Here is a 19,187-nt window from a genome sequence, read left to right on the forward strand (position 1 = left end):
ATCGTGATAATATAATTAAGATTATGAAGAAAATATATAACTATCTGTTTCCCGTTTTTCTCTCGCTTTTCGCATTAGCTGCTTGTGACGAGGATAACGAAGAAATTGTTTCAATGAGTTACACTGATCCTGTGGCGACTGTAACAAAGATAGATCCCGTAGAAGGATATGTTGGGAATGAGTTTACCGTAAGTGGCAGTGATTTTGGTATCATAACAGAAGATGTGAAAGTATTTATCGGTTCTCAGGAGGCAGTAGTAGTCTCCTGCGCCGATGATGCTATCCTTGCGAAAGTGCCGGAATCGGCAACAAACGGAAAGATAACCGTTGAGGTTTTCGGGCAACGTGTGGAGACTGATCTAGTTTATCGTGTACTTGGTAAGCCGGGTGTCAGCGTAGTGAAACCTTCTTATGGTTTTCCGGGTGCCAGTCTCGTTTTTGAAGGACAAGAATTTGTTTCTTCTAAAACACTGTATACTTTGACTTTCGGGACTTCCACAGACAAGGCAGAGATTGTGGGTACACCTACTGATACCGAATTTACGGCCAAAGTTCCCGAGACAGCTGTCAGTGGAGTTATGACACTTATTATGGCAGAACAAACGATTGATTTGGCTTCTTATCCTTTCACTGTGTTGAAGCATGCAACGCTTGATACTCCTAAGGAAGACGAACCGGTTCCATCAGGTTTTGCTGGCAGTAAATTTGCAATAACAGGAACCAATCTTGTGCAAGAATTGCTGGATAAGTCTGTTGAAGGGTTGGAGCCTTTGAAAGTAACTTTCTTTAAAGCTGGCGGAGAACCTGTAGAAGCTGCAATAGATACAGATAATTTGACGGATAAGAGTATTCCACTCACTGTACCTGCTTCGTTGGAAGCCGGAGATTATACAATTACTGTCATTACTCCGTTTGAAACTATCGGGACACAGTTGAAATATACGGTATTACCGATGCCGACAGTAACAGGCATTTCAACGAAAGCCGGATATATTAATGCGGAAGTAACGATCATTGGTCAGAACTTTGGTACGAAAGCTGAAAATATTCAGGTCTTTTTCGGAGAAACAGTTTGTGATAAAGTGACACTGAATGATAAAGGTAATATCGTAGTGAATGTTCCCAAAGGAGTTTCATCTGAAGCTCCGGTGAAGATTAAACTGATAATTCAGGGTAAGGAAATAGAGATGGGCGAATCAGGCACATTTGAGGTTTGGGCAACTCCGGAAATCACTTCTGTTGAAACACTGTATATTTATCCTTATGGTACATTAGTAAAAGCCGGACAGGAAATAACATTTACAGGAAAAGGTTTTGGAACGGATAAGAATTCTGTTACAGTTACTTTTGAGGGAATATCCGTACCCGTTACGGTTAAAGAGATTACTACGACTTCTATTACTGTAACGGTTCCGCAAGGTTTCAATGGTGGAAAAGTAACAATGGTGTTTGAAGGTATTGCACAACCCGTAGAGAGTGATATATTGCAACCTCTACCGGTGGATGGAGATATTTCTCAATATGTACTCATGAACTATAAACAGCCTTTTGAATATGTAAAAGAAGGTGGAGATAAAGGATTCCATAAAAAAGGAGAGTGGGCAAAAGCTGCTTATTGGATAGTTCAGAACTCTAACTTGACTGCTGGTGAAGGAGGTGCTGCTGTTGATTTGGCATTTAAAACGAAATATGGTGATGGAAGTGATGCAGGTTTGGCTTTACAAACAGATTGGGGATTTGACAATCCTAAAAATGATGGTAAGGTATATCAGACTTCTCATCTTCAAAAAGGAAAATATAAGTTGACGGCACACGTTTATGAATATGACGGCAGAGGTTTTACCGGTTATGTTGCGGTTTGTAAAGGTAACGAGATGGCAAATACGAGTGATATACCAAGTAAGAGTCTGGCAAACGCTTCTATTTCGGGTACGGGTGATGTAGTAGTTGATATTCTTGTTGAAGAGCCTACCGATGTTGTCATTGGTTTTGTATGTACGATTACAGTAAAACAAGGACGGGCTAAGATAGATAATTTCAAATTAGAGTTAGTAGAGCAATAAACTATAATTGGGTGCACCGTAATCAATGGTAGATATGGTGTACCATTAAACCAAAAATATGATGAAAAAGATATATTATATAACCGCAGTATTTGCTACCCTGTTTTTGGTAGGATGTGGGGACGGCATTGACCTTCCGGGTGTCAATGTGGAAACTGATTTGAATAAAATTCCTCTTCCTGATAATAACGTAAATTTGGAACAAGTTGAACTTAAACCGTCAACGGAACCCATGCTGCATGAAGGGTTGCATACGGAGGAAGACTTCCAGCGTATCCGGGATAAAAAAGCAGCCGGAGAAGAGCCTTGGGTTAGCGCTTATCAATTATTAGTAGAAAGCCAGTTTTCGCAGAAGACGGCAGATACTTATCCTACGGAATGGATTAAACGTGGAGTTTCCGGTGATGAAAATTATATGAATGCAGCCAGAGGGGCCACTATTGCATATCAGCAGGCGCTTCGTTGGAAGATTGAACAAGATGATGAATATGCGGCAAAAGCAGTGGAGAATCTGAATAAGTGGGTACAGACTTGTGTAGGTGTAACAGGTAATACGAATTTATCGCTTGCTGCAGGACTTTATGGTTATGAATTTGCTATTGCCGGTGAATTATTGAGGGATTATGGAGGATGGGATCGTGCGGACTTCGCAGCTTTCCAGAATTGGTTGCTTAAAGTGTTTTATCCTGCTAATGATGATTTTCTGAAACGTCATCACGATACGAATGCGTTACATTATTGGGCTAACTGGTGTCTTTGTAATATAGCGGCTAAAATGGCTATCGGCATTGTAACCGATCGTCGTGATATTTATAATGAAGGTATTGCCCATTTGCAGACAGGTGATACAAACGGACGTTTACGTCGTGCTATCTATCACGATTATGCACCGGACTATAACTTTGCTCAATGGCAGGAAAGTGGCCGTGACCAGGGACATACATTGATGTGTGTTGGATTGATGGGAATTATCTGTCAGTTGGCATGGAGCCAGGGAGACGATTTCTTTGCTTATGATGATAATCTCTTCCTACGGGCCTGCGAATATGCCGCTTGTTGTAATTACACTAATGAGACTGTACCATATACTACTTATATATGGCAAAAACAGAGTCAATGGGGATATCCGATTCCGGAAGAACAAACAACACTTGGTGGCGGTAAATGGATCAAACGTGCGATATGGGCGTTGCCTTACTATCATTACAAAGGGGTAAAAGACATCTCGGATGATAATCTCAAATATACTAAGATAGCTACGGAATATGTAGGAATAGAAGGAGGAGGTGGGTATTATGACGCTAACTCCGGTGGCTATGACGTACTTGGGCTCGGTACGCTGATGTATGCAAGATAAAATGAATAAAATGTGTTAGACTTCGCCACAGATTCGGATATGCCAGTGTGGATGGATTATTTGTTTCAATCTGTGGTGAATTCCAGGACATTAACGGTATTAGTAAAAACTTGAAATGAATAAACTAATAAGAATAGCGCTCACATTTTTACTTGTAATGACCACAGGAGTCATACAAGCAGAAATAGTCATCTATCCGGTACCTCAAGGCATCTATTATGCCCGTCACAATGATGACTATACGGTAAAAGTACGGCAAGTGGGAGAAAAAGACTGGGTAGACCTTTATGAGTATAACGTAAAGGTGGATATGGATACGAAGTCCGATGCCACGATGGTTCAGTTCGACTTTTCAGGGAAAGTGGAAGTATTGGTACAAAAGAACAATGGGGAGATCCGTTCGGCAGTGGTGCGTCCTTTATCCAAAGGTATCCAACCGGAGATTGATGGTAACTTTTTATTGTTTACGATAGATAAACCACAAAAGTTGTCGGTCGAGTTTAATGGAGATCGCCTGAATAATTTGCATGTATTTGCCAATCCTATCATCAAAAATGTGCCGGATAAGAATGATCCGAACGTGATTTATTTTGAAGCTGGAATACATGAACCGACTGATACGGCTGGAAAATGCTTCCGTATTCCCAGTAATACGACGGTTTATTTAGAAGGTGGTGCCGTTTTGAAAGGTTGTCTCACTTGCGACAGTGTAGAGAATGTGAAAATATTGGGACATGGCATGTTGCTTGAACCGCAACAGGGAATTTCGGTTACCTACTCCCGGAATGTACTGATTGATGGAGTTACGGTGGTAAATCCACGGCATTATACTGTCTCTGGGGGACAATCTACCGGAATTACTATCAAAAATCTGAAATCATTCAGCTATCAGGGTTGGAGTGATGGGCTGGATTTTATGTCCTGCTCGGATGTGATGATTGATGATGTGTTTCTTCGTAATTCGGATGATTGTATAGCTCTTTATACGCATCGTTGGAATTATTATGGCGACTGTCGCAATATTCATGTACTTAATTCTACTCTATGGGCAGATATTGCGCATCCTATCAATATCGGTACACATGGAAATACGGAAACGGGAGATGAAGTTTTGGAAGATATAGTATTCAGGAATATTGATATATTGGAGCATGATGAGGATGATCGTGATTACCAAGGCTGTATGACTATCAATGTAGGGGATCACAACCTAGCACAAAACATTACTTTTGAGGACATTCGTGTGGAACATATTCAGGAAGGACAGTTATTTCATCTTCGGGTGATGTATAACCAAAAATACAATACAGGTCCCGGCAGAGGTGTCAAGAACATAACATTCCGTAATATTTCATGTACCGGGAAATATATCAATTCTTCTTTAATAGAAGGTTATGATAAAAATAGGAAGATTGAGAATATTTTGTTCGAAAACATTGTGTTGAACGGTAGGCGGATCACTTCTTTGGAAGAATTGAATATAGATAAAAAAGATTTTGTAGAGAAGATACGGATAAAGTAGCTAATAACTAAAAGATGAAAGATGCGACAAAAAACAGTTTTTCGTGCTTTTTGCCGCATCTATTTTATAGAAAGAGGAATAAACTTATCGTAAAGGAGTGAATGAACCTATATAAATGCGTTCTATTTTCAGGGAGGTGGCATTTATTCCGAATAGGTCGGTCACATCTGATTTATAATCTTCAGTCACATCTTCCACTAACCAATAAGGAATCGGGCCAAGGTCTCGTGTGGTGATACTCTTTGAAGTATCGGAACGTTCGGGAAGTTTAAATTTGCAGTCATACTCTTTACCATTGATTGTAATTTGGAATGTAGTGCCTGACTCTGATGTGGAGCGGGAGAAGCTTCCTTCTATTTTCGGAGCATTATCTTTACTAGTAACAATTGTCACTTTACCACTACTTTTTTGGTCATAAGAGAAAGCTATTCCTCCTGTAGCTTGTATACCCGCTTCATCCTTTATCTTTTTTTTGACCGCTTCTAGTTTTTCTTTTTGTTGTTCATCCAACAGACTTTCATCTATTCCTGTGATTCTTGCTTCCACGGAATTCACTGAAAAAGATTGTTTGCCGTTGACGACCTTTAGCCCTATTTTTATGATTCTTCCATCAGCGTCTTTTACCATCAATGACGTGCTGCCCAGTTTTATAGAGCTGATCTGAATATCATTGTTTTCGTCCACATAAGCTGTAGCAATTTGCCCATCGGCTATTTCTGCTGTATAAGGAGCTACGCCACCTTTAATTCCCAACTTTGTTCCTCCCGTGATTGACAAACTGGTTTCACTGATAGGAGGTTCCGGGTCGAACATCACTTCCCAATATTCATATAGGTAAAAAGCATCAGCTTCGTCGCTGCATGAATAAAATACAGGAAGGGAGCATAATAGAATAAATAGTAGACAGAGCTTCGCCATTTTTGCTTTCATAATATTCTTCTTTTTTATTTCTTCACAAAAGTAAAGCTCCTTTCCTGTATTTCAAAGTATATTGATGAAAAATAAGATTAAAACTCTATCTTATGTTGTTTCTCATCATCCACCACAGCCATCATTCCTTCTACCTGTGCTAAAGCCAGCATACGTCCGTGGAAAGAATAACCGGCATTGTAGCCTTTATCCTCATCTCCGAGCATCATTCGTCCATGATCTACGCGCATGGGAAGTCCTGGATTCTCTTTCTCGAAAATGCGGATGAGATCAATCAGATGTCCTCTTCCTGATAGATGAGAACTTTCGATGAAGTTTCCACCCGGCATGGTCTCTGTACTGCGTAGATGAACGAAATGGGTTCTTCCTGCAAACTTCTTTGCCAATTCACGAGTATCATTATGTGCGCCTGCGCTAAGAGAACCTGCACAGAAAGTCAGCCCATTATGCGGATTGTCTACGGCATTCAGGAACCAGGCTATATCTTCTTCATTGGTGACAATACGGGGTAGGCCGAGAACCTGGAATGGAGGATCATCCGGGTGTACGCACATGTTGATACCATATTCATCGCATACAGGCATAATTGCAGAAAGGAAGTAACACATATTCTCTCGTAAAGCGTCCCGGTCTATGTCTTTATATAAACCTAACAGACGTTTGAATATAGCAACCGGGTTTTTATCTCCTTCTTTGATATTACCGTTCACAAATCCTTGTGTCTTGACGATAATAGTATCAATCAAATCATCCTTTTCGGTCTCTGTAATCACTTTGTCCAGTTCGGCAACTTTATGCAGTTCTTCTTCTGTATAGTCTTTTTCAGCTCCTTCACGTTCTAGTATTTTGATGTCGAAGTAAGCGAAACGAATACGGTCGTAGTAAAGCGAACTGGTACCGTCCGGCCAAGGGTACTGTAAATCCGTACGTATCCAGTCGATTACCGGCATAAAGTTGTAACAGACTGTTTTCACTCCGCATTTACCCAGGTTGGCAAGACTTACTTTATAATTTTCAATCAACTGTTCACGTTCCGTACCCGCATACTTGATTGCCTCACAAACCGGAAGGCTTTCCACGACCGACCAGCGCAACCCATACGATTCAATATACGATTTTAAATCGTTGATGGCTTCTACTGTCCAAATCTCTCCGTTCGGTACCTCGTGTAATGCAGTGACGATTCCTTCAACACCTATCTGACGGAGCATCGGCAAGGTGATTTTATCTTTCTTGCCGAACCATCTCCATGTTTTTTCCATCATAGCGTTTGAATAAATTAAAAGATTAAATATTAAACGCCGCTGAATGCACTGAAACCACCATCGATAGGCAACATAGCTCCCGTTACGAAACTAGCGGCTTCACTACACAGGAATTGTACAGCACCATTCAATTCTTTGATGTCGCCGAAACGATTCATCGGAGTTTTGGCTAACACCTTTTTACTTCTGTCGGTCAATGAACCATCCGGGTTGATAAGTACACGACGGTTTTGGTCACCGATAAAGAATCCCGGAGCGATAGCATTAACACGGATACCATCACCGTATTTCAGTGCCATTTCGCTTGCCAGCCATTGGGTGAAGTTGGCTACTGCAGTTTTAGCGGCCGAGTAACCCGGTACACGGGTGATAGCACTATAAGCAGCCATAGAAGATACATTGATGATGCATCCTTTCTTCTGTTTTGCCATTACCTTACCGAATATCATAGACGGATAGACTGTCCCATTCATATTCAGGTTAGTCACTTTTTCCCAGCAAGAGATGTCCATATCATAGAAGTGCTGATCCGGTTCGAGAGTGGCTCCCGGCATATTGCCACCGGCAATGTTCAATAGAATATCGATCTTTCCCCATTTGGCTACAACTTCTTCGGCTACTTTCTCCAGGCTGGCGATGTCAAGTACATTACCAATGATGCCGATTACATCGTTACCATATTGCTTAAGTTCAGCTACGCGGTTGTCCAGTTGCTCCTGACGAATGTCAATAGCTACAACTTTTGCTCCCTGCTGTACAAAGTGTTGGGCAATATTTCCGCCCAGTACACCACCTGCTCCGGTAATAACAGCAACTTTACCGGCAATACTAAATAATTCGTTCATGGTTTCTATCAAATGTTTTTATGAATGGATGCAAAAATAGCGGGTTTTTATACATGCTATGATGCGTATTTTTGCAAGATATTTACCTATCTTTGCAAAAGCAGTTTAGAAAGGAGATTTATGAAGAAGATAATGAATGAGAAGTTGACTATTACGACTTCTAATCCCGTCCGTGCCCGCTTTTATGAATATCCACGTTTCACGTATCCGTGGCATTTTCATAGTGAGTATGAAATTATTTATGTGGAAAAGGGAGAGGGGGATTGTCTGGTGGGTGACAGCATTATCTCCTATTCAAAAGGTGATTTGATTCTTTTTGGTTCCGAACTGCCTCATAGTATGCAAAGTCCACCGGACGGCGGGGAAGAATCTGATAACGAAGAAAAAACCGAACCGAAAGTAAGAGGAGTCAATATTCAGTTTGAGAAAGATTTTATGCATTATTCTATTTCTCAATACTCCCAGTTTATTCCTATCAGGAATTTATTGGAGGATGCTTGCAGAGGGATTAAATTCACAATTACCCGTTCGGGGAAAATCATTAAATTATTGGAGCAAATTCCTTCTGCCAAAGGAGCAGATCAAATCATCCTGTTGCTTTCACTTCTACAGATGATGGCTACTAGCAATCATAAGAAATATCTGACTACTTCTCATTATACTCCGTCCCCTTCGATTATGCGTAATGAAAGAATGGAAAAGGTGATTGCCTATTTGAATAAACATTATACCGAGTCTATCGGTCTGGATGAAATTGCTTCTTATACAGCGATGAACCCTGCTGCTTTCTGCCGATACTTTAAAGAAAACACAGGAAAAACATTCAAAGAGTATGTACTTGATATGCGTATCGGATATGCTTGTAAACTATTGAATAGTAGTATGATGAATATATCTCAAATCAGTGCTACTTGCGGATTTGAATCACCTGTACATTTTAACCGCATTTTTAAAAGGGTGACAGGAATGACACCTACTTTATATAGAGAGCAGATGGAATAAGCTTTTCAGGCAATAAACATTTGAGTATAATTTCTTCCTCGTTCGTATATAATAGAAAAGATGAATAAACATGAGCGTAAATAGAATGAAGAAAAGAATTTTACTTTTGTTGTTGGTGATACCGGCATTGATAAAAGCGCAAGATGTGATGACAGAAACCCGTCAGGAACTGACGTCTCCCGACGGAGCTTATCGTTTTACCTTTTATCAGCGTGCGGTAGGAGAGGATAATACACAAATGTATTATACCTTGACTTATAAGAATCGTCCGGTGATTGAAGAAAGTAAACTGGGTGTTCTGATTGAAAATCAGTTATTTGAATCGGCGTTGGGTATACCGAATGATACTTGTCATTTTTGGTGTGAGAATCTGAAGTTGACAGAGACTGAACATCAAAAGACGGACGAGAGATGGAAGCCTGTATATGGCGAACGTGCGGAAGTACGTGATTGCTACAATGAGATGACTTTGAAATTCAAGAAGGGAGAAGGAAAAGGTAATCGGGATGGTGGTTATGATAAGCGTAAAAACTACTTTATGAATATTATAGTCCGCGCCTATAATGAAGGAGTTGCTTTCCGCTATCATTTTCCGGAAATGACAAACGGGCTTTTCTTGCATATTGTCGGTGAGCAGACTAGCTTCACAATGCCTGAAGGAACGATGGCGTATTATGAACGTTGGGCGCAAGGACCTTATGAACTTCGTCCGTTGAAAGGATGGGGTAAAGAGGAGAGTGAGCGTCCATTGACATTGAAACTTCCTGATGGATTATCAGTAGCTTTGTTGGAAGCAGAAATGGTGGATTATGTTCGTGGTAAATTCCGTTTATCGGCAGAGAAACCTTCCACTTTGGAGACAAGCCTGTATAGTAGCGTCGATATTATTTCTCCTTACAGTACTCCGTGGCGTGTAATCATGGTTGGCGAACGTCCGGTCGATTTAATTAATAATAATGATCTTGTCTTGAATCTGAATCCGGCTTGCAAACTGGCTGATACTTCTTGGATCAAACCCGGGAAAGTATTCCGTTCGGGCGACTTGAAACAAGATAGAGTAAAAGCAGCCATTGACTTTGCGGCAGAACGTGGTATTCAGTATGTGCACATGGATGCAGGATGGTACGGACCGGAAATGAAAATGAGTTCGGACGCTACTACTGTTTCTCCTGATAAAGACCTTGATATACCCGCTTTGTGTAAATATGCCGAATCGAAAGGAATCGGACTTATGGTGTATGTCAATCAGCGCGCATTAGTGCAGCAGTTGGATACTTTATTGCCATTGTATAAGAAATGGGGGCTGAAAGGTGTCAAGTTCGGTTTTGTACAGATAGGTAATCAGCGTTGGAGTACCTGGCTGCATGATGCAGTTCGTAAATGTGGAGAATATGGTCTGATGGTAGATATTCATGACGAATATCGTCCGACAGGTTTCAGCCGTACTTATCCTAACCTGATGACGCAGGAAGGTATTCGTGGAAATGAAGAAATGCCGGATGCTACACACAATATGACTCTTCCTTTTACCCGCTATCTGGCAGGTGCAGGAGACTATACGCTTTGCTATTTCAATAACCGGGTGAAGAATACGAAAGCACATCAGTTGGCGATGGCAGCTGTGTATTACAGTCCTTTGCAATTTATGTTTTGGTATGACAGACCGGAGTTCTACCAGGGAGAAGAAGAACTGGAATTTTGGAAAGCAATTCCGAGTGTATGGGATGACAGCCGCGCGTTAGATGGAGAGATTGGTGAATATATCGTTCAGGCACGTCGTTCGGGGAATGACTGGTTTGTAGGAGCAATGACGAATACGGAAGCCCGCACAATTACATTGACTACGGATTTTCTGGAACCGGGTAAGAAGTATATGCTTCACCTGTACGAAGATGATGACAAATTGAATACACGCACAAAAGTACGCAGTACTCATAAGAAGATAAAAGCCGGAGATAAGCTTGTTTTGAAGCTAAAAGCGAGTGGCGGAGCCGCATTGCATTTCACTCCGCTAAAGAAATGACTCAAATTATTTTGATGGTCATTGAGTATGTGAAAATGACAAGTAAATGATAATTTTGCGGAGTGCCCTGAAAGGGCTTAATTATATAATTGTAAGGCTTTCAGCCGAACTGCAAAATTCCCATTTAACCGCTAAATTCCCATTTGTAGTCTTTATTGGGATTTACTATTTACCACTATTTACCATAATTAATCAACCACTTCACCATCTCCGGATCATTGTGGGAGAAAAAGAGTGTTTTAGCTGTATCAAGCGCAGCGATGGCCGCTATGTCATCCGGTGCTAATGAAAAATCAAAGACATTGAAATTCTCCATCATACGTTCTTTATGAGTCGATTTAGGAATCACGATGATATCGCGTTGAATCAGATAACGCAGTGCGACCTGTGCCACTGATTTGCCATATTCTTTACCGATTTCCTGGAGAGTCGGGTTGGTAAAGAAGTCGTTTCGTCCTTCAGCAAACGGTCCCCATGACATAATTTTAGTACCATATTCTTTCATTACTTCCTGCAACTTTATCTGTTGATTGAAAACGTGTGTCTCCACCTGATTGACAGCAGGAGTGACTTCGCAGAATTCTGCCAAGTCGACAAAACGGTCTGGATAGAAGTTGCTGACACCGATTGCACGGAGTTTACCAGCCTTATATGCTTCCTCCATAGCCCGGTAAGTTCCATAATAATCACCGAATGGCTGATGAATGAGTAGTAAGTCTATATAATCACTTTTTAGTTTGCGAAGTGATTCATCAATAGAAGCTTTAGCTTTTTCGTAACCGGCATTTGAAATCCATACTTTTGTAGTGATGAACAATTCCCCACGTGGTACGCCGCATTTACTGATTGCATTTCCAACACCTTCTTCGTTATGATAGGCTTGTGCCGTATCAATAGAACGATAGCCCACACTGATTGCATCCGACACGCAACGTTCACACTCTTCAGGCGTAACCTGATAAACACCATAACCTAAAATAGGCATTTCAATGCCATTGTTCAATTTCACTTTTTCCATAATCGAGTATATTATTAAAATAAAAGCGTATTCTAATGTTTTTATTATCTTTATTTCCTCTATGCAAAGTTAGTCTGTAAAAGGTAATCTGTTTTTATATAGATTACGGGTTTTGCTACCTTTTTTACGGATAACGCTATCTTTGCATTTAATATCTACTATTATATATAGTCGTTTTTTGAGTATTTTGTTCTTCATATTCGTAGTATAGGAAGTTAAATCAATTAAAAGAAGCATTATGAATAAATATTTTCTTGTTGTATTGTTGTCATTATTCATGCAGGTTGCTAAGGTGGCAGCAGCTCCCTGGCAGTGGTCCGTAGAAATAAAAGAGCTGATTTCAGAAGAGACAAACGCCCATCCTTCTGCCTATCTATGGATACCGGAAAACTGTAAACAAGTCCGTGCCGTCATCATCGGGCAACACAATATGACCGAAGAAACAATTTTCGAGCATCCTGAATTTCGGAAGAATATGGGCAAACTGGGAATTGCAGAGATATGGATCACTCCCGGAATAGACCAACGCTGGGACGTGACAAAAGGTACCCAACAAATCTTTGAAACAATGATGAAGAACTTGTCTGAAACAAGCGGATATACAGAACTGGAGTTTGCCCCGGTTATACCCATCGGACACTCGGCAATGGCTACTTATCCGTGGAACTTTGCCGCCTGGAATCCTGAACGTACATTGGCCGTACTCTCTATTCACGGTGATTCTCCCAGAACTCATTTGACGGGTTACGGGCGTGCGAATTTGGATTGGGGAACCCGTACGATTGAAGGTATCCCCTCATTAATGGTAATGGGAGAGGACGAATGGTGGGAAGACCGGTTGATAACCTCTTTCGATTATCGTCGTGAATATCCGAATGCTCCCCTTTCATTTCTTGCTGATGCAGGACACGGACATTTCGACATATCCGATGAATTGATTGATTATCTTTCCCTCTTTCTGAAAAAGACAGTGGAATATCGGTTGCCGGAGCATTCGTCATTGGATGCTCCGATTCAGTTAATTCCGGTAGAAGCAAAGAATGGCTGGCTGGCAGACCGTTGGCGAAAGAATGAAAAGCCTACAGCCGAAGCCGCTTCCTATGATAAGTATAAAGGAGACAAGAACCATGCGTTTTGGTATTTTGATAAGGAAATGGCAGATGCCACAGAAAAATATTACGTCAATGAGCGTGGAAAGACAGAGCAGTATATCGGCTTTGAGCAAAAAGGAAAACTGATAACTTTCAATCCGAAATCCCATGTACGTATGTCTCCTTCTTTTCAACCCGAAGCGGACGGAGTCACTTTCCACCTGAAAGCAGTGTACACAGATACGTTAAGGAACGAATATTCAAAAGAACACAGTACGCATCCCATTCGAATGTCGAGAATTTGCGGTCCGGTGGAAGTGGTGAATGATACAACTTTTACTGTTCGTTTCTATCGGATGGGATTGGATAATCCTAAACGTACAGGAGGCATCTGCCTGATGGCTTCCGTAAAACAGGATCATAAATACCGGAGTGCCGTTCAGCAGGTAGAGATTCGTATTCCTTACCGGAATAAGGAAGGGATACCCCAACGTATAATTTTCCCGAAACTATCCGATGTAAAAGCTTCAGTGAAAGAAATAAGTTTAAATGGAACTGCTGACTCCGGCCTTCCGGTTTACTATTATGTAAAAGAAGGTCCGGCAGAGATAAAAGGAGATAAACTGGTATTGACTAAAATTCCCCCACGTGCAAAATTTCCGGTAAAGGTGACAGTGGTAGCCTGGCAATATGGGCGTAGCGGAGAACCTAAAGTGCAGACTGCTGAAGCAGTAGAACAGAGCTTTTATATTACTGCCCGTTAGTTTGACAAAGAGATTGTTCAAGGAATCAGAGTACTAATTCCTTGAACAATCTTTCCAAAGTCTTATCTAAATCAGTAGAAAATCCCGGATGTGGGCGAGATACTTGTATGCAGGAACTTTTTACTGCAGTCAGCCAACGAAATCTGTCAGAAATATCCATATTGGCTATGGCTCCTCCCTCTTTATTTCCCATGCATATCTTGTCAAAGACCTGTAACCCTTCTTTCAGGCAATTAATATCCAGTTCGGAAGAAAACAGTTTTAGTTTGTTCTCATCTATCGTATAGAGGGATTTCAGGTATTTGGCTTGTTTGGAAAACAACACAATCCCCATATTGATAAACTCCTCCCGTTCTACTTTAGGAACGAAACGGATGACTGCGTATTCATATAAGTGCCTTTCTTGCATTTTGCGCTTCATTTACAAATGTTTCGGAATGTTTCATCCTTTCTTCTAAAAATCGAATATAAATGTCTCTCAAATCCTGTGGAGTTTCTGTGCCTTCTGTCCAGTTCAACCAGTCGTCGGGAATAGCATTGACTATCTCACGGATTTTATCCGAAGTCAATATCTGTCTGAATTCGATATCTACCTCTTCCAGTTTATCGGCAAACGGCAATAATACATGGTCTTTTATCTGTACAAAAGGAACCAGTGCCTGTTTTTGCCAGTTAGTCCAGGAATGGTGGAAATAAAGGGACGCCCCATGATCTATCAGCCATAGTTCTTTGTGCCATATCAACATATTGGTATTTTTAATGGTACGGTCTACGTTAGTCAGCAAGGCATCCAGCCATACTACTTGCAAAGCCGTTTTTCCATCTACTTGATGTACTATCGGATCAAAAGTCAACGAACCGGAAAGGAAATGCAATCCCATATTCAGTCCTCGACTCCATTGAAGTAAACCCTGTATCTCTTCGTCTGCTTCCGTTCGTCCGAAGGCCTCGTCCAGATTCAGAAAAACTATTTCGGGGACTCTGAAACCTAGTGCACGGGCTATCTCCCCACCAATCAGTTCGGCAATCAGTGCTTTCGTACCGTGTCCTGCCCCTCTGAATTTGACTACATACTTAAATTCATCGTCAGCTTCGGCCAAAGCAGGCAATGAGCCCCCCTCACGCAGAGGAAGAATATATCTTGTAACATTTGCCGTACGTAAATCCATGTAGCTCCTTTCTTTGATTCGGGCAATAAAGATAGGACGTTTTTGTGGAATAGTAGGTGAAATGCTTTTGATTATAATAGTTTTTTATGTTTTTCGGTTGAGTATACGTTAGTGTCTTTGCGAATATCTTTCATTTTTTACTATCTTTGTCCTTGAAGTTTGAGAAGAACGGCATCTGCTTATGAAAAAATATATTCTGCAATTAATCATAGTACTGGTTTTTATACTACTTAAAGTTGAAGGAGTTTATTCTTCTTCTCCTATGAATTATTATAATATAACGACTTTTGAGGGACTGCCAAGTAATACAGTAAATGCAATAAAGAAAGATGCATCCGGGTTTATCTGGATTGGAACAAAGGTGGGGTTGTGCCGTTTCGACGGATGTGAGGTGAAAACTTATCCCTTACTGTCAGAAGATGATATTTGGTCGATAGAAGAATTGGATAGCGATACATTGCTGCTTGGTACAGTTTCCGGACTGAAATACTTTAGTCGTAAGACTAATGTAACGGTAAAACTGGACATTCCATCTGCAATAGTCAAATCAATCCGGAAGATTGCAGACAGCCAATTTTTTGTGGGAACGGAAGCTGGCCTTTATTTTATAAATAATCATACTCCTCGTCAGATATTTTTAGAAACCGGGCTTTCACCGTGCAATCATATCACGTCTATTATTTGTGAGGATAAGAATATATATTGGTTTTCTACCGCCGACGGGTTGGGTAGAATAGATATCCGGACGATGCAACCGGAGATTTACCGGATGCCGGAAGAGATATCAAACAGCAATTTCTTCATTTGTCTCACGCGTATGGGCAACCATATCTATTTGGGTAGTTTCAATAAAGGAATATTCAGCTTTGATATGTCCGGAAAGAAATTTGCCAAAGTGAACGGTTTTGAACATAATCTGATAATGACAATAGACGGACAGGATAACCAATTGTTTGTCGGTACAAATGGACAGGGATTGAAAGTGTTGTCTTTGGAAGATGGAAGTATCGAAGTTATTTCACATAAGGAGAAGGCACGGAATTCTATCAGTTCCAATACAATCACTGCATTTTTATATGATAATGGCATTCGTTGGATTGGAACCCAGTTTGGGGGAATCAGTTATACACCTCGTATTGGTGCCAAGTTCTCTTATTACAGTAAAAATGATTTTTACTCAACTGATTATCGGGTTCGTAGTTTTTATATGTTTCCTAATGGAGACAAGCTGATTGGTACAAGGACAGGGCTTTTCTTTATTTGTGAAAAAACAGGGGAAATAAGAAGTTATAGTTTGGAGAAAAACTTTTCTAATTTGCGGTCGGACATAGTAGTGTTTATAAATCGGATACAGGACAAAATATTGATAGGTACTTACGGTGGAGGGGTGCATGTTTTTGATGAAAAAACATGGTCTTTAAGGGACTTCTCCCATGAAGAGTTGTTTCTGTATGGTTGCATTCTTAATATTGTAGACGATGCGAAGGGGAATTTATGGTTTGCTTCTCAAAGTGGACTTTATCAGAGTACCCCTGAAGGACATGTGCTGAAGAAATATGATACGATGAACTCCGTCCTGACAACAAATGCCATATTATGTTTGTGTGTTGATTCGATGAATCGTCTATGGGTAGGTAGCAAATTCGGTCTGTTTTTATTGGATATTGCTACGGGGAAGATGCGTGCGGACTGTTTTAGTGTTCCGATAAAGGCTGAAATTAAGTATATTATGGAGGACTTGCGGAAAGATATGTGGGTTTGTACGGATAATGGTTTGTATAAGATAGGGAAGGATTTGGTTGTTCATGAACATTTTACTACTGATAATCTGCTTCCGGATAATCAAGTGCCTTGTATCCTGGAAGATAGTCATGGAATTTACTGGATCGCTACACAAAAAGAGATTGTACGTTACAATCCGATAGAAGAACAGCATTATACATATCAGAGACAGGATGGGTTGAGCGGTCTGGAATTTAATAATAGTGTCTTTGTTTCCAATGACAGTATTATCTGGTGGGTCAATGAAGGCGGGTTAGTCTATACCACAACCGGGAATATTAATACAGAACGTCGTATTATAAGTACCCCTATAATAACATCGTATGCTATTTCTAATATAGAATATGACTTTCCGTATATGGACATGTCGAAAGGAATTGAATTGCCTTCTTCTGAAAATACTCTTCGTTTTAAATTTTCTAATATGGATTATGCGTTGCCTTATGCTAATTTCTATGAGTATAAGTTGGAAGGGTATGATAAGGAATGGTTGAAACAGACAGGGATTAATGAAGTTTCTTATAAGGACTTACCAGGAGGACATTATGTCTTCAAGTTGCGTGTCCCGGGCGGTGAAAAACAGATGCAGACTGTGGATATCTATGTCCGGAAATCATATACTTTTATGGCAGGCATATTATTGATGGTTCTAATAATAAGTATTCTAGTAATATATTTCTGTTACCGGATATGGAAACTTAAAAAGCGGATGACGGATGAGCGGATGATATTAAGTAAGGTTCAGGAGAGAGGTAAAGATAAAAAGGCGGCATTGCCCGAAATGAAAGTGAATGGTATCTTGGATAATTTGCTTTCCTATTTGGAACATGAAAAGCCTTATCTGAATCCAAAATTAAGTATTGGGGACGTTGCTGCAAAATTGGACTGTACCGAGACAGAGCTTTCTCAATTGCTCAATAACCACATGAATGTGAACTTCTCTAATTTCATTAATGTATATCGTGTCAATGAGATTAAAAAACGTTTAAATCAGGAAAACCTCTCAAAATATACTTTGAAAGCTTTGTCGGAACAATGCGGCTTTAGTTCTAAGGCTACTTTCTATAGAGTATTCAAGAATGTAACTGGCATGACACCACTGGAATATTGTAAGAAACAGAACCTTGTGATAAAAGAAAATTGAGTAAAACCTATATTCTCATTTTTTTTGAGACAAGTTTTATGATGCTTATCTGCTTGTACAACAATGCTTTATGTTGAAAATGTAATTCTCATTTTAGTTGAGATAAAACAGCGCTTCTATTGTTTGGAAATAGGGTGAGATTATGTGTAGTTTTGCATCAGACAGGGACAGAAAGCCTTTCGAATAAGGCACGAATCCTTGCTGATGTTTAACTAAATAATCAATATTATGAAGAGCATTTTGGAAGTTATAATCCTTTTACTTCTTTCCTTTCTGATAGGGAGTAATAAGTCGGTTGATACTGCTTGTTCATTGCCCGACACCTCTCAATGGAGTGTGGCTAATAGTGATATTTGTTTAAAGGTGAATGGAGATTCGATTTTTTGGACTATGAAATCTGATAAAAAGGATATTCCTGCTATCACGGCATCTGCCAGATACAATTTGCTTACTTCCGGAAGAATCAGTCTGACGTACAGCTTACCTTTATTATCTCAAGATTTATCCTATATCTATGGAGAAAGGAATGAGATACTGCATCGTCATATTATCCATGCATCCTTATGTAAGCAGGAAGATGATAAATTGGTATTTTATTCATCTGCGGGTGATTCTATTGTTTTTTGTCGTAAAAACTAAAATGGAGACGGAAGATATGCAGACAATGAATTCTACTACAAATCAATTATTGACTGAAACTTACACATCCTTATGTCCCATAATCATTCATTATATAAATCGTAAAATCAATGATTATGAATCTGCCAGAGACATGGCGCAAGATGTGTTTCTTCGTCTCATGGAATATAAGCAAATACTTCGTAAAGAGACAGTGAGAAGTATGGTGTTCTTCATAGCTCACAATCTGGTGGTTGATTATTTGCGACGTTATTACAGGAAGCAGGAAATGTCTGCCTATTTCTATGAATATGGCGTGAACATTACTGATGATACAGAGAGCGGGGTGATAGCCAATGACCTGTCGGCACAAGAAAAACTGAAACTGCTTCAACTTTCTCCGCAGCGTCGGACAGTTTATATAATGAGTCGTTTTCAGGGTAAGACAGCACCTGAAATCTCTGAAGAATTGTGCCTTTCGCGACGTACCATAGAGAATCATTTACTGGCTAGCCGCAAAGAGATTCGTGAATATATCAAGTCATGTATTTGAGAGTTATACTATATCAACAAAATTGTTAATTTTAAATTTAA

Annotated in this window: 15 protein-coding genes; 9 read left to right on the forward strand and 6 right to left on the reverse strand. The window is 40.2% G+C overall.

All coding sequences use genetic code 11. The annotated features are described in order from the left end of the window. Window positions 1-23: 23 nt before the first annotated feature. The 3 genes from KQP79_RS13205 to KQP79_RS13215 all read left to right on the forward strand — a co-directional run bounded on the left by KQP79_RS13205 (window position 24) and on the right by KQP79_RS13215 (window position 4,942). Window positions 24-2,063, forward strand: coding sequence for an IPT/TIG domain-containing protein (locus KQP79_RS13205; protein WP_061448548.1), 2,040 nt, complete (start codon window positions 24-26; stop codon window positions 2,061-2,063). Window positions 2,064-2,121: 58 nt separating this feature from the next. After that, complete coding sequence (locus KQP79_RS13210) at window positions 2,122-3,420, forward strand: alginate lyase family protein (RefSeq protein WP_061448503.1); 1,299 nt, start codon at window positions 2,122-2,124, stop codon at window positions 3,418-3,420. Window positions 3,421-3,535: 115 nt separating this feature from the next. Continuing rightward, entirely contained in the window at window positions 3,536-4,942 is a 1,407-nt protein-coding gene (locus KQP79_RS13215) for a glycosyl hydrolase family 28 protein (RefSeq protein ID WP_004310211.1), read from the forward strand. Between the two features lie 84 nt (window positions 4,943-5,026). Here KQP79_RS13215 and KQP79_RS13220 read toward each other — a convergent pair whose 3' ends face one another. The 3 genes from KQP79_RS13220 to KQP79_RS13230 form a co-directional block, all read right to left on the reverse strand. After that, on the reverse strand, window positions 5,027-5,872 hold the full coding sequence (locus KQP79_RS13220) for a pilus assembly protein N-terminal domain-containing protein (protein WP_004310212.1): 846 nt from the start codon (window positions 5,870-5,872) through the stop codon (window positions 5,027-5,029). Between the two features lie 77 nt (window positions 5,873-5,949). Further along, on the reverse strand, window positions 5,950-7,137 hold the full coding sequence (gene uxuA / locus KQP79_RS13225) for a mannonate dehydratase (protein ID WP_138343317.1): 1,188 nt from the start codon (window positions 7,135-7,137) through the stop codon (window positions 5,950-5,952). A 29-nt stretch (window positions 7,138-7,166) separates the two neighbouring features. Continuing rightward, complete coding sequence (locus tag KQP79_RS13230; RefSeq protein WP_004310214.1) at window positions 7,167-7,982, reverse strand: SDR family oxidoreductase; 816 nt, start codon at window positions 7,980-7,982, stop codon at window positions 7,167-7,169. A 120-nt stretch (window positions 7,983-8,102) separates the two neighbouring features. Here KQP79_RS13230 and KQP79_RS13235 point away from each other — a divergent pair, with 120 nt between their 5' ends. Beyond that, window positions 8,103-8,984, forward strand: a complete 882-nt coding sequence (locus KQP79_RS13235; protein ID WP_055236566.1) for an AraC family transcriptional regulator — start codon at window positions 8,103-8,105, stop codon at window positions 8,982-8,984. A 70-nt stretch (window positions 8,985-9,054) separates the two neighbouring features. Continuing rightward, window positions 9,055-11,007: a glycoside hydrolase family 97 protein gene (locus KQP79_RS13240; protein WP_061448504.1), complete on the forward strand. Its 1,953-nt coding sequence runs from the start codon at window positions 9,055-9,057 to the stop codon at window positions 11,005-11,007. A gap of 175 nt (window positions 11,008-11,182) precedes the next feature. Here KQP79_RS13240 and KQP79_RS13245 read toward each other — a convergent pair whose 3' ends face one another. Further along, window positions 11,183-12,025 carry an aldo/keto reductase gene (locus tag KQP79_RS13245; protein ID WP_061448505.1) on the reverse strand — a complete coding sequence of 281 codons (843 nt, stop codon included), beginning with the start codon at window positions 12,023-12,025 and terminating at the stop codon, window positions 11,183-11,185. Window positions 12,026-12,263: 238 nt separating this feature from the next. On the opposite strand from KQP79_RS13245, the gene KQP79_RS13250 reads away from it, so the two are divergent. Then, window positions 12,264-13,880 carry an alpha/beta fold hydrolase gene (locus KQP79_RS13250; RefSeq protein ID WP_234120704.1) on the forward strand — a complete coding sequence of 539 codons (1,617 nt, stop codon included), beginning with the start codon at window positions 12,264-12,266 and terminating at the stop codon, window positions 13,878-13,880. 25 nt (window positions 13,881-13,905) lie between these two features. Here the strand turns inward: KQP79_RS13250 and KQP79_RS13255 are convergent, their stop codons facing one another. Next, window positions 13,906-14,289, reverse strand: coding sequence for a DUF3037 domain-containing protein (locus KQP79_RS13255; RefSeq protein ID WP_061448507.1), 384 nt, complete (start codon window positions 14,287-14,289; stop codon window positions 13,906-13,908). Next, window positions 14,267-15,049 (reverse strand): HipA family kinase, encoded by a 783-nt coding sequence (locus KQP79_RS13260; RefSeq protein ID WP_061448508.1) that lies wholly within the window; start codon window positions 15,047-15,049, stop codon window positions 14,267-14,269. Before KQP79_RS13260 ends, KQP79_RS13255 begins: the two co-directional genes overlap by 23 nt. A 181-nt stretch (window positions 15,050-15,230) precedes the next feature. Here KQP79_RS13260 and KQP79_RS13265 point away from each other — a divergent pair, with 181 nt between their 5' ends. The 3 genes from KQP79_RS13265 (at window position 15,231) to KQP79_RS13275 (ending at window position 19,146) form a co-directional block, all read left to right on the forward strand. Beyond that, window positions 15,231-17,975, forward strand: coding sequence for a two-component regulator propeller domain-containing protein (locus tag KQP79_RS13265; protein ID WP_138343315.1), 2,745 nt, complete (start codon window positions 15,231-15,233; stop codon window positions 17,973-17,975). Window positions 17,976-18,203: 228 nt separating this feature from the next. Beyond that, window positions 18,204-18,614: a hypothetical protein gene (locus KQP79_RS13270; RefSeq protein ID WP_004319616.1), complete on the forward strand. Its 411-nt coding sequence runs from the start codon at window positions 18,204-18,206 to the stop codon at window positions 18,612-18,614. Window position 18,615: 1 nt separating this feature from the next. Further along, complete coding sequence (locus KQP79_RS13275) at window positions 18,616-19,146, forward strand: sigma-70 family RNA polymerase sigma factor (protein ID WP_081104643.1); 531 nt, start codon at window positions 18,616-18,618, stop codon at window positions 19,144-19,146. The last annotated feature ends 41 nt before the right edge of the window (window positions 19,147-19,187 follow it).

This window comes from Bacteroides sp. DH3716P (assembly GCF_025914115.1).
GTDB lineage: Bacteria > Bacteroidota > Bacteroidia > Bacteroidales > Bacteroidaceae > Bacteroides > Bacteroides ovatus.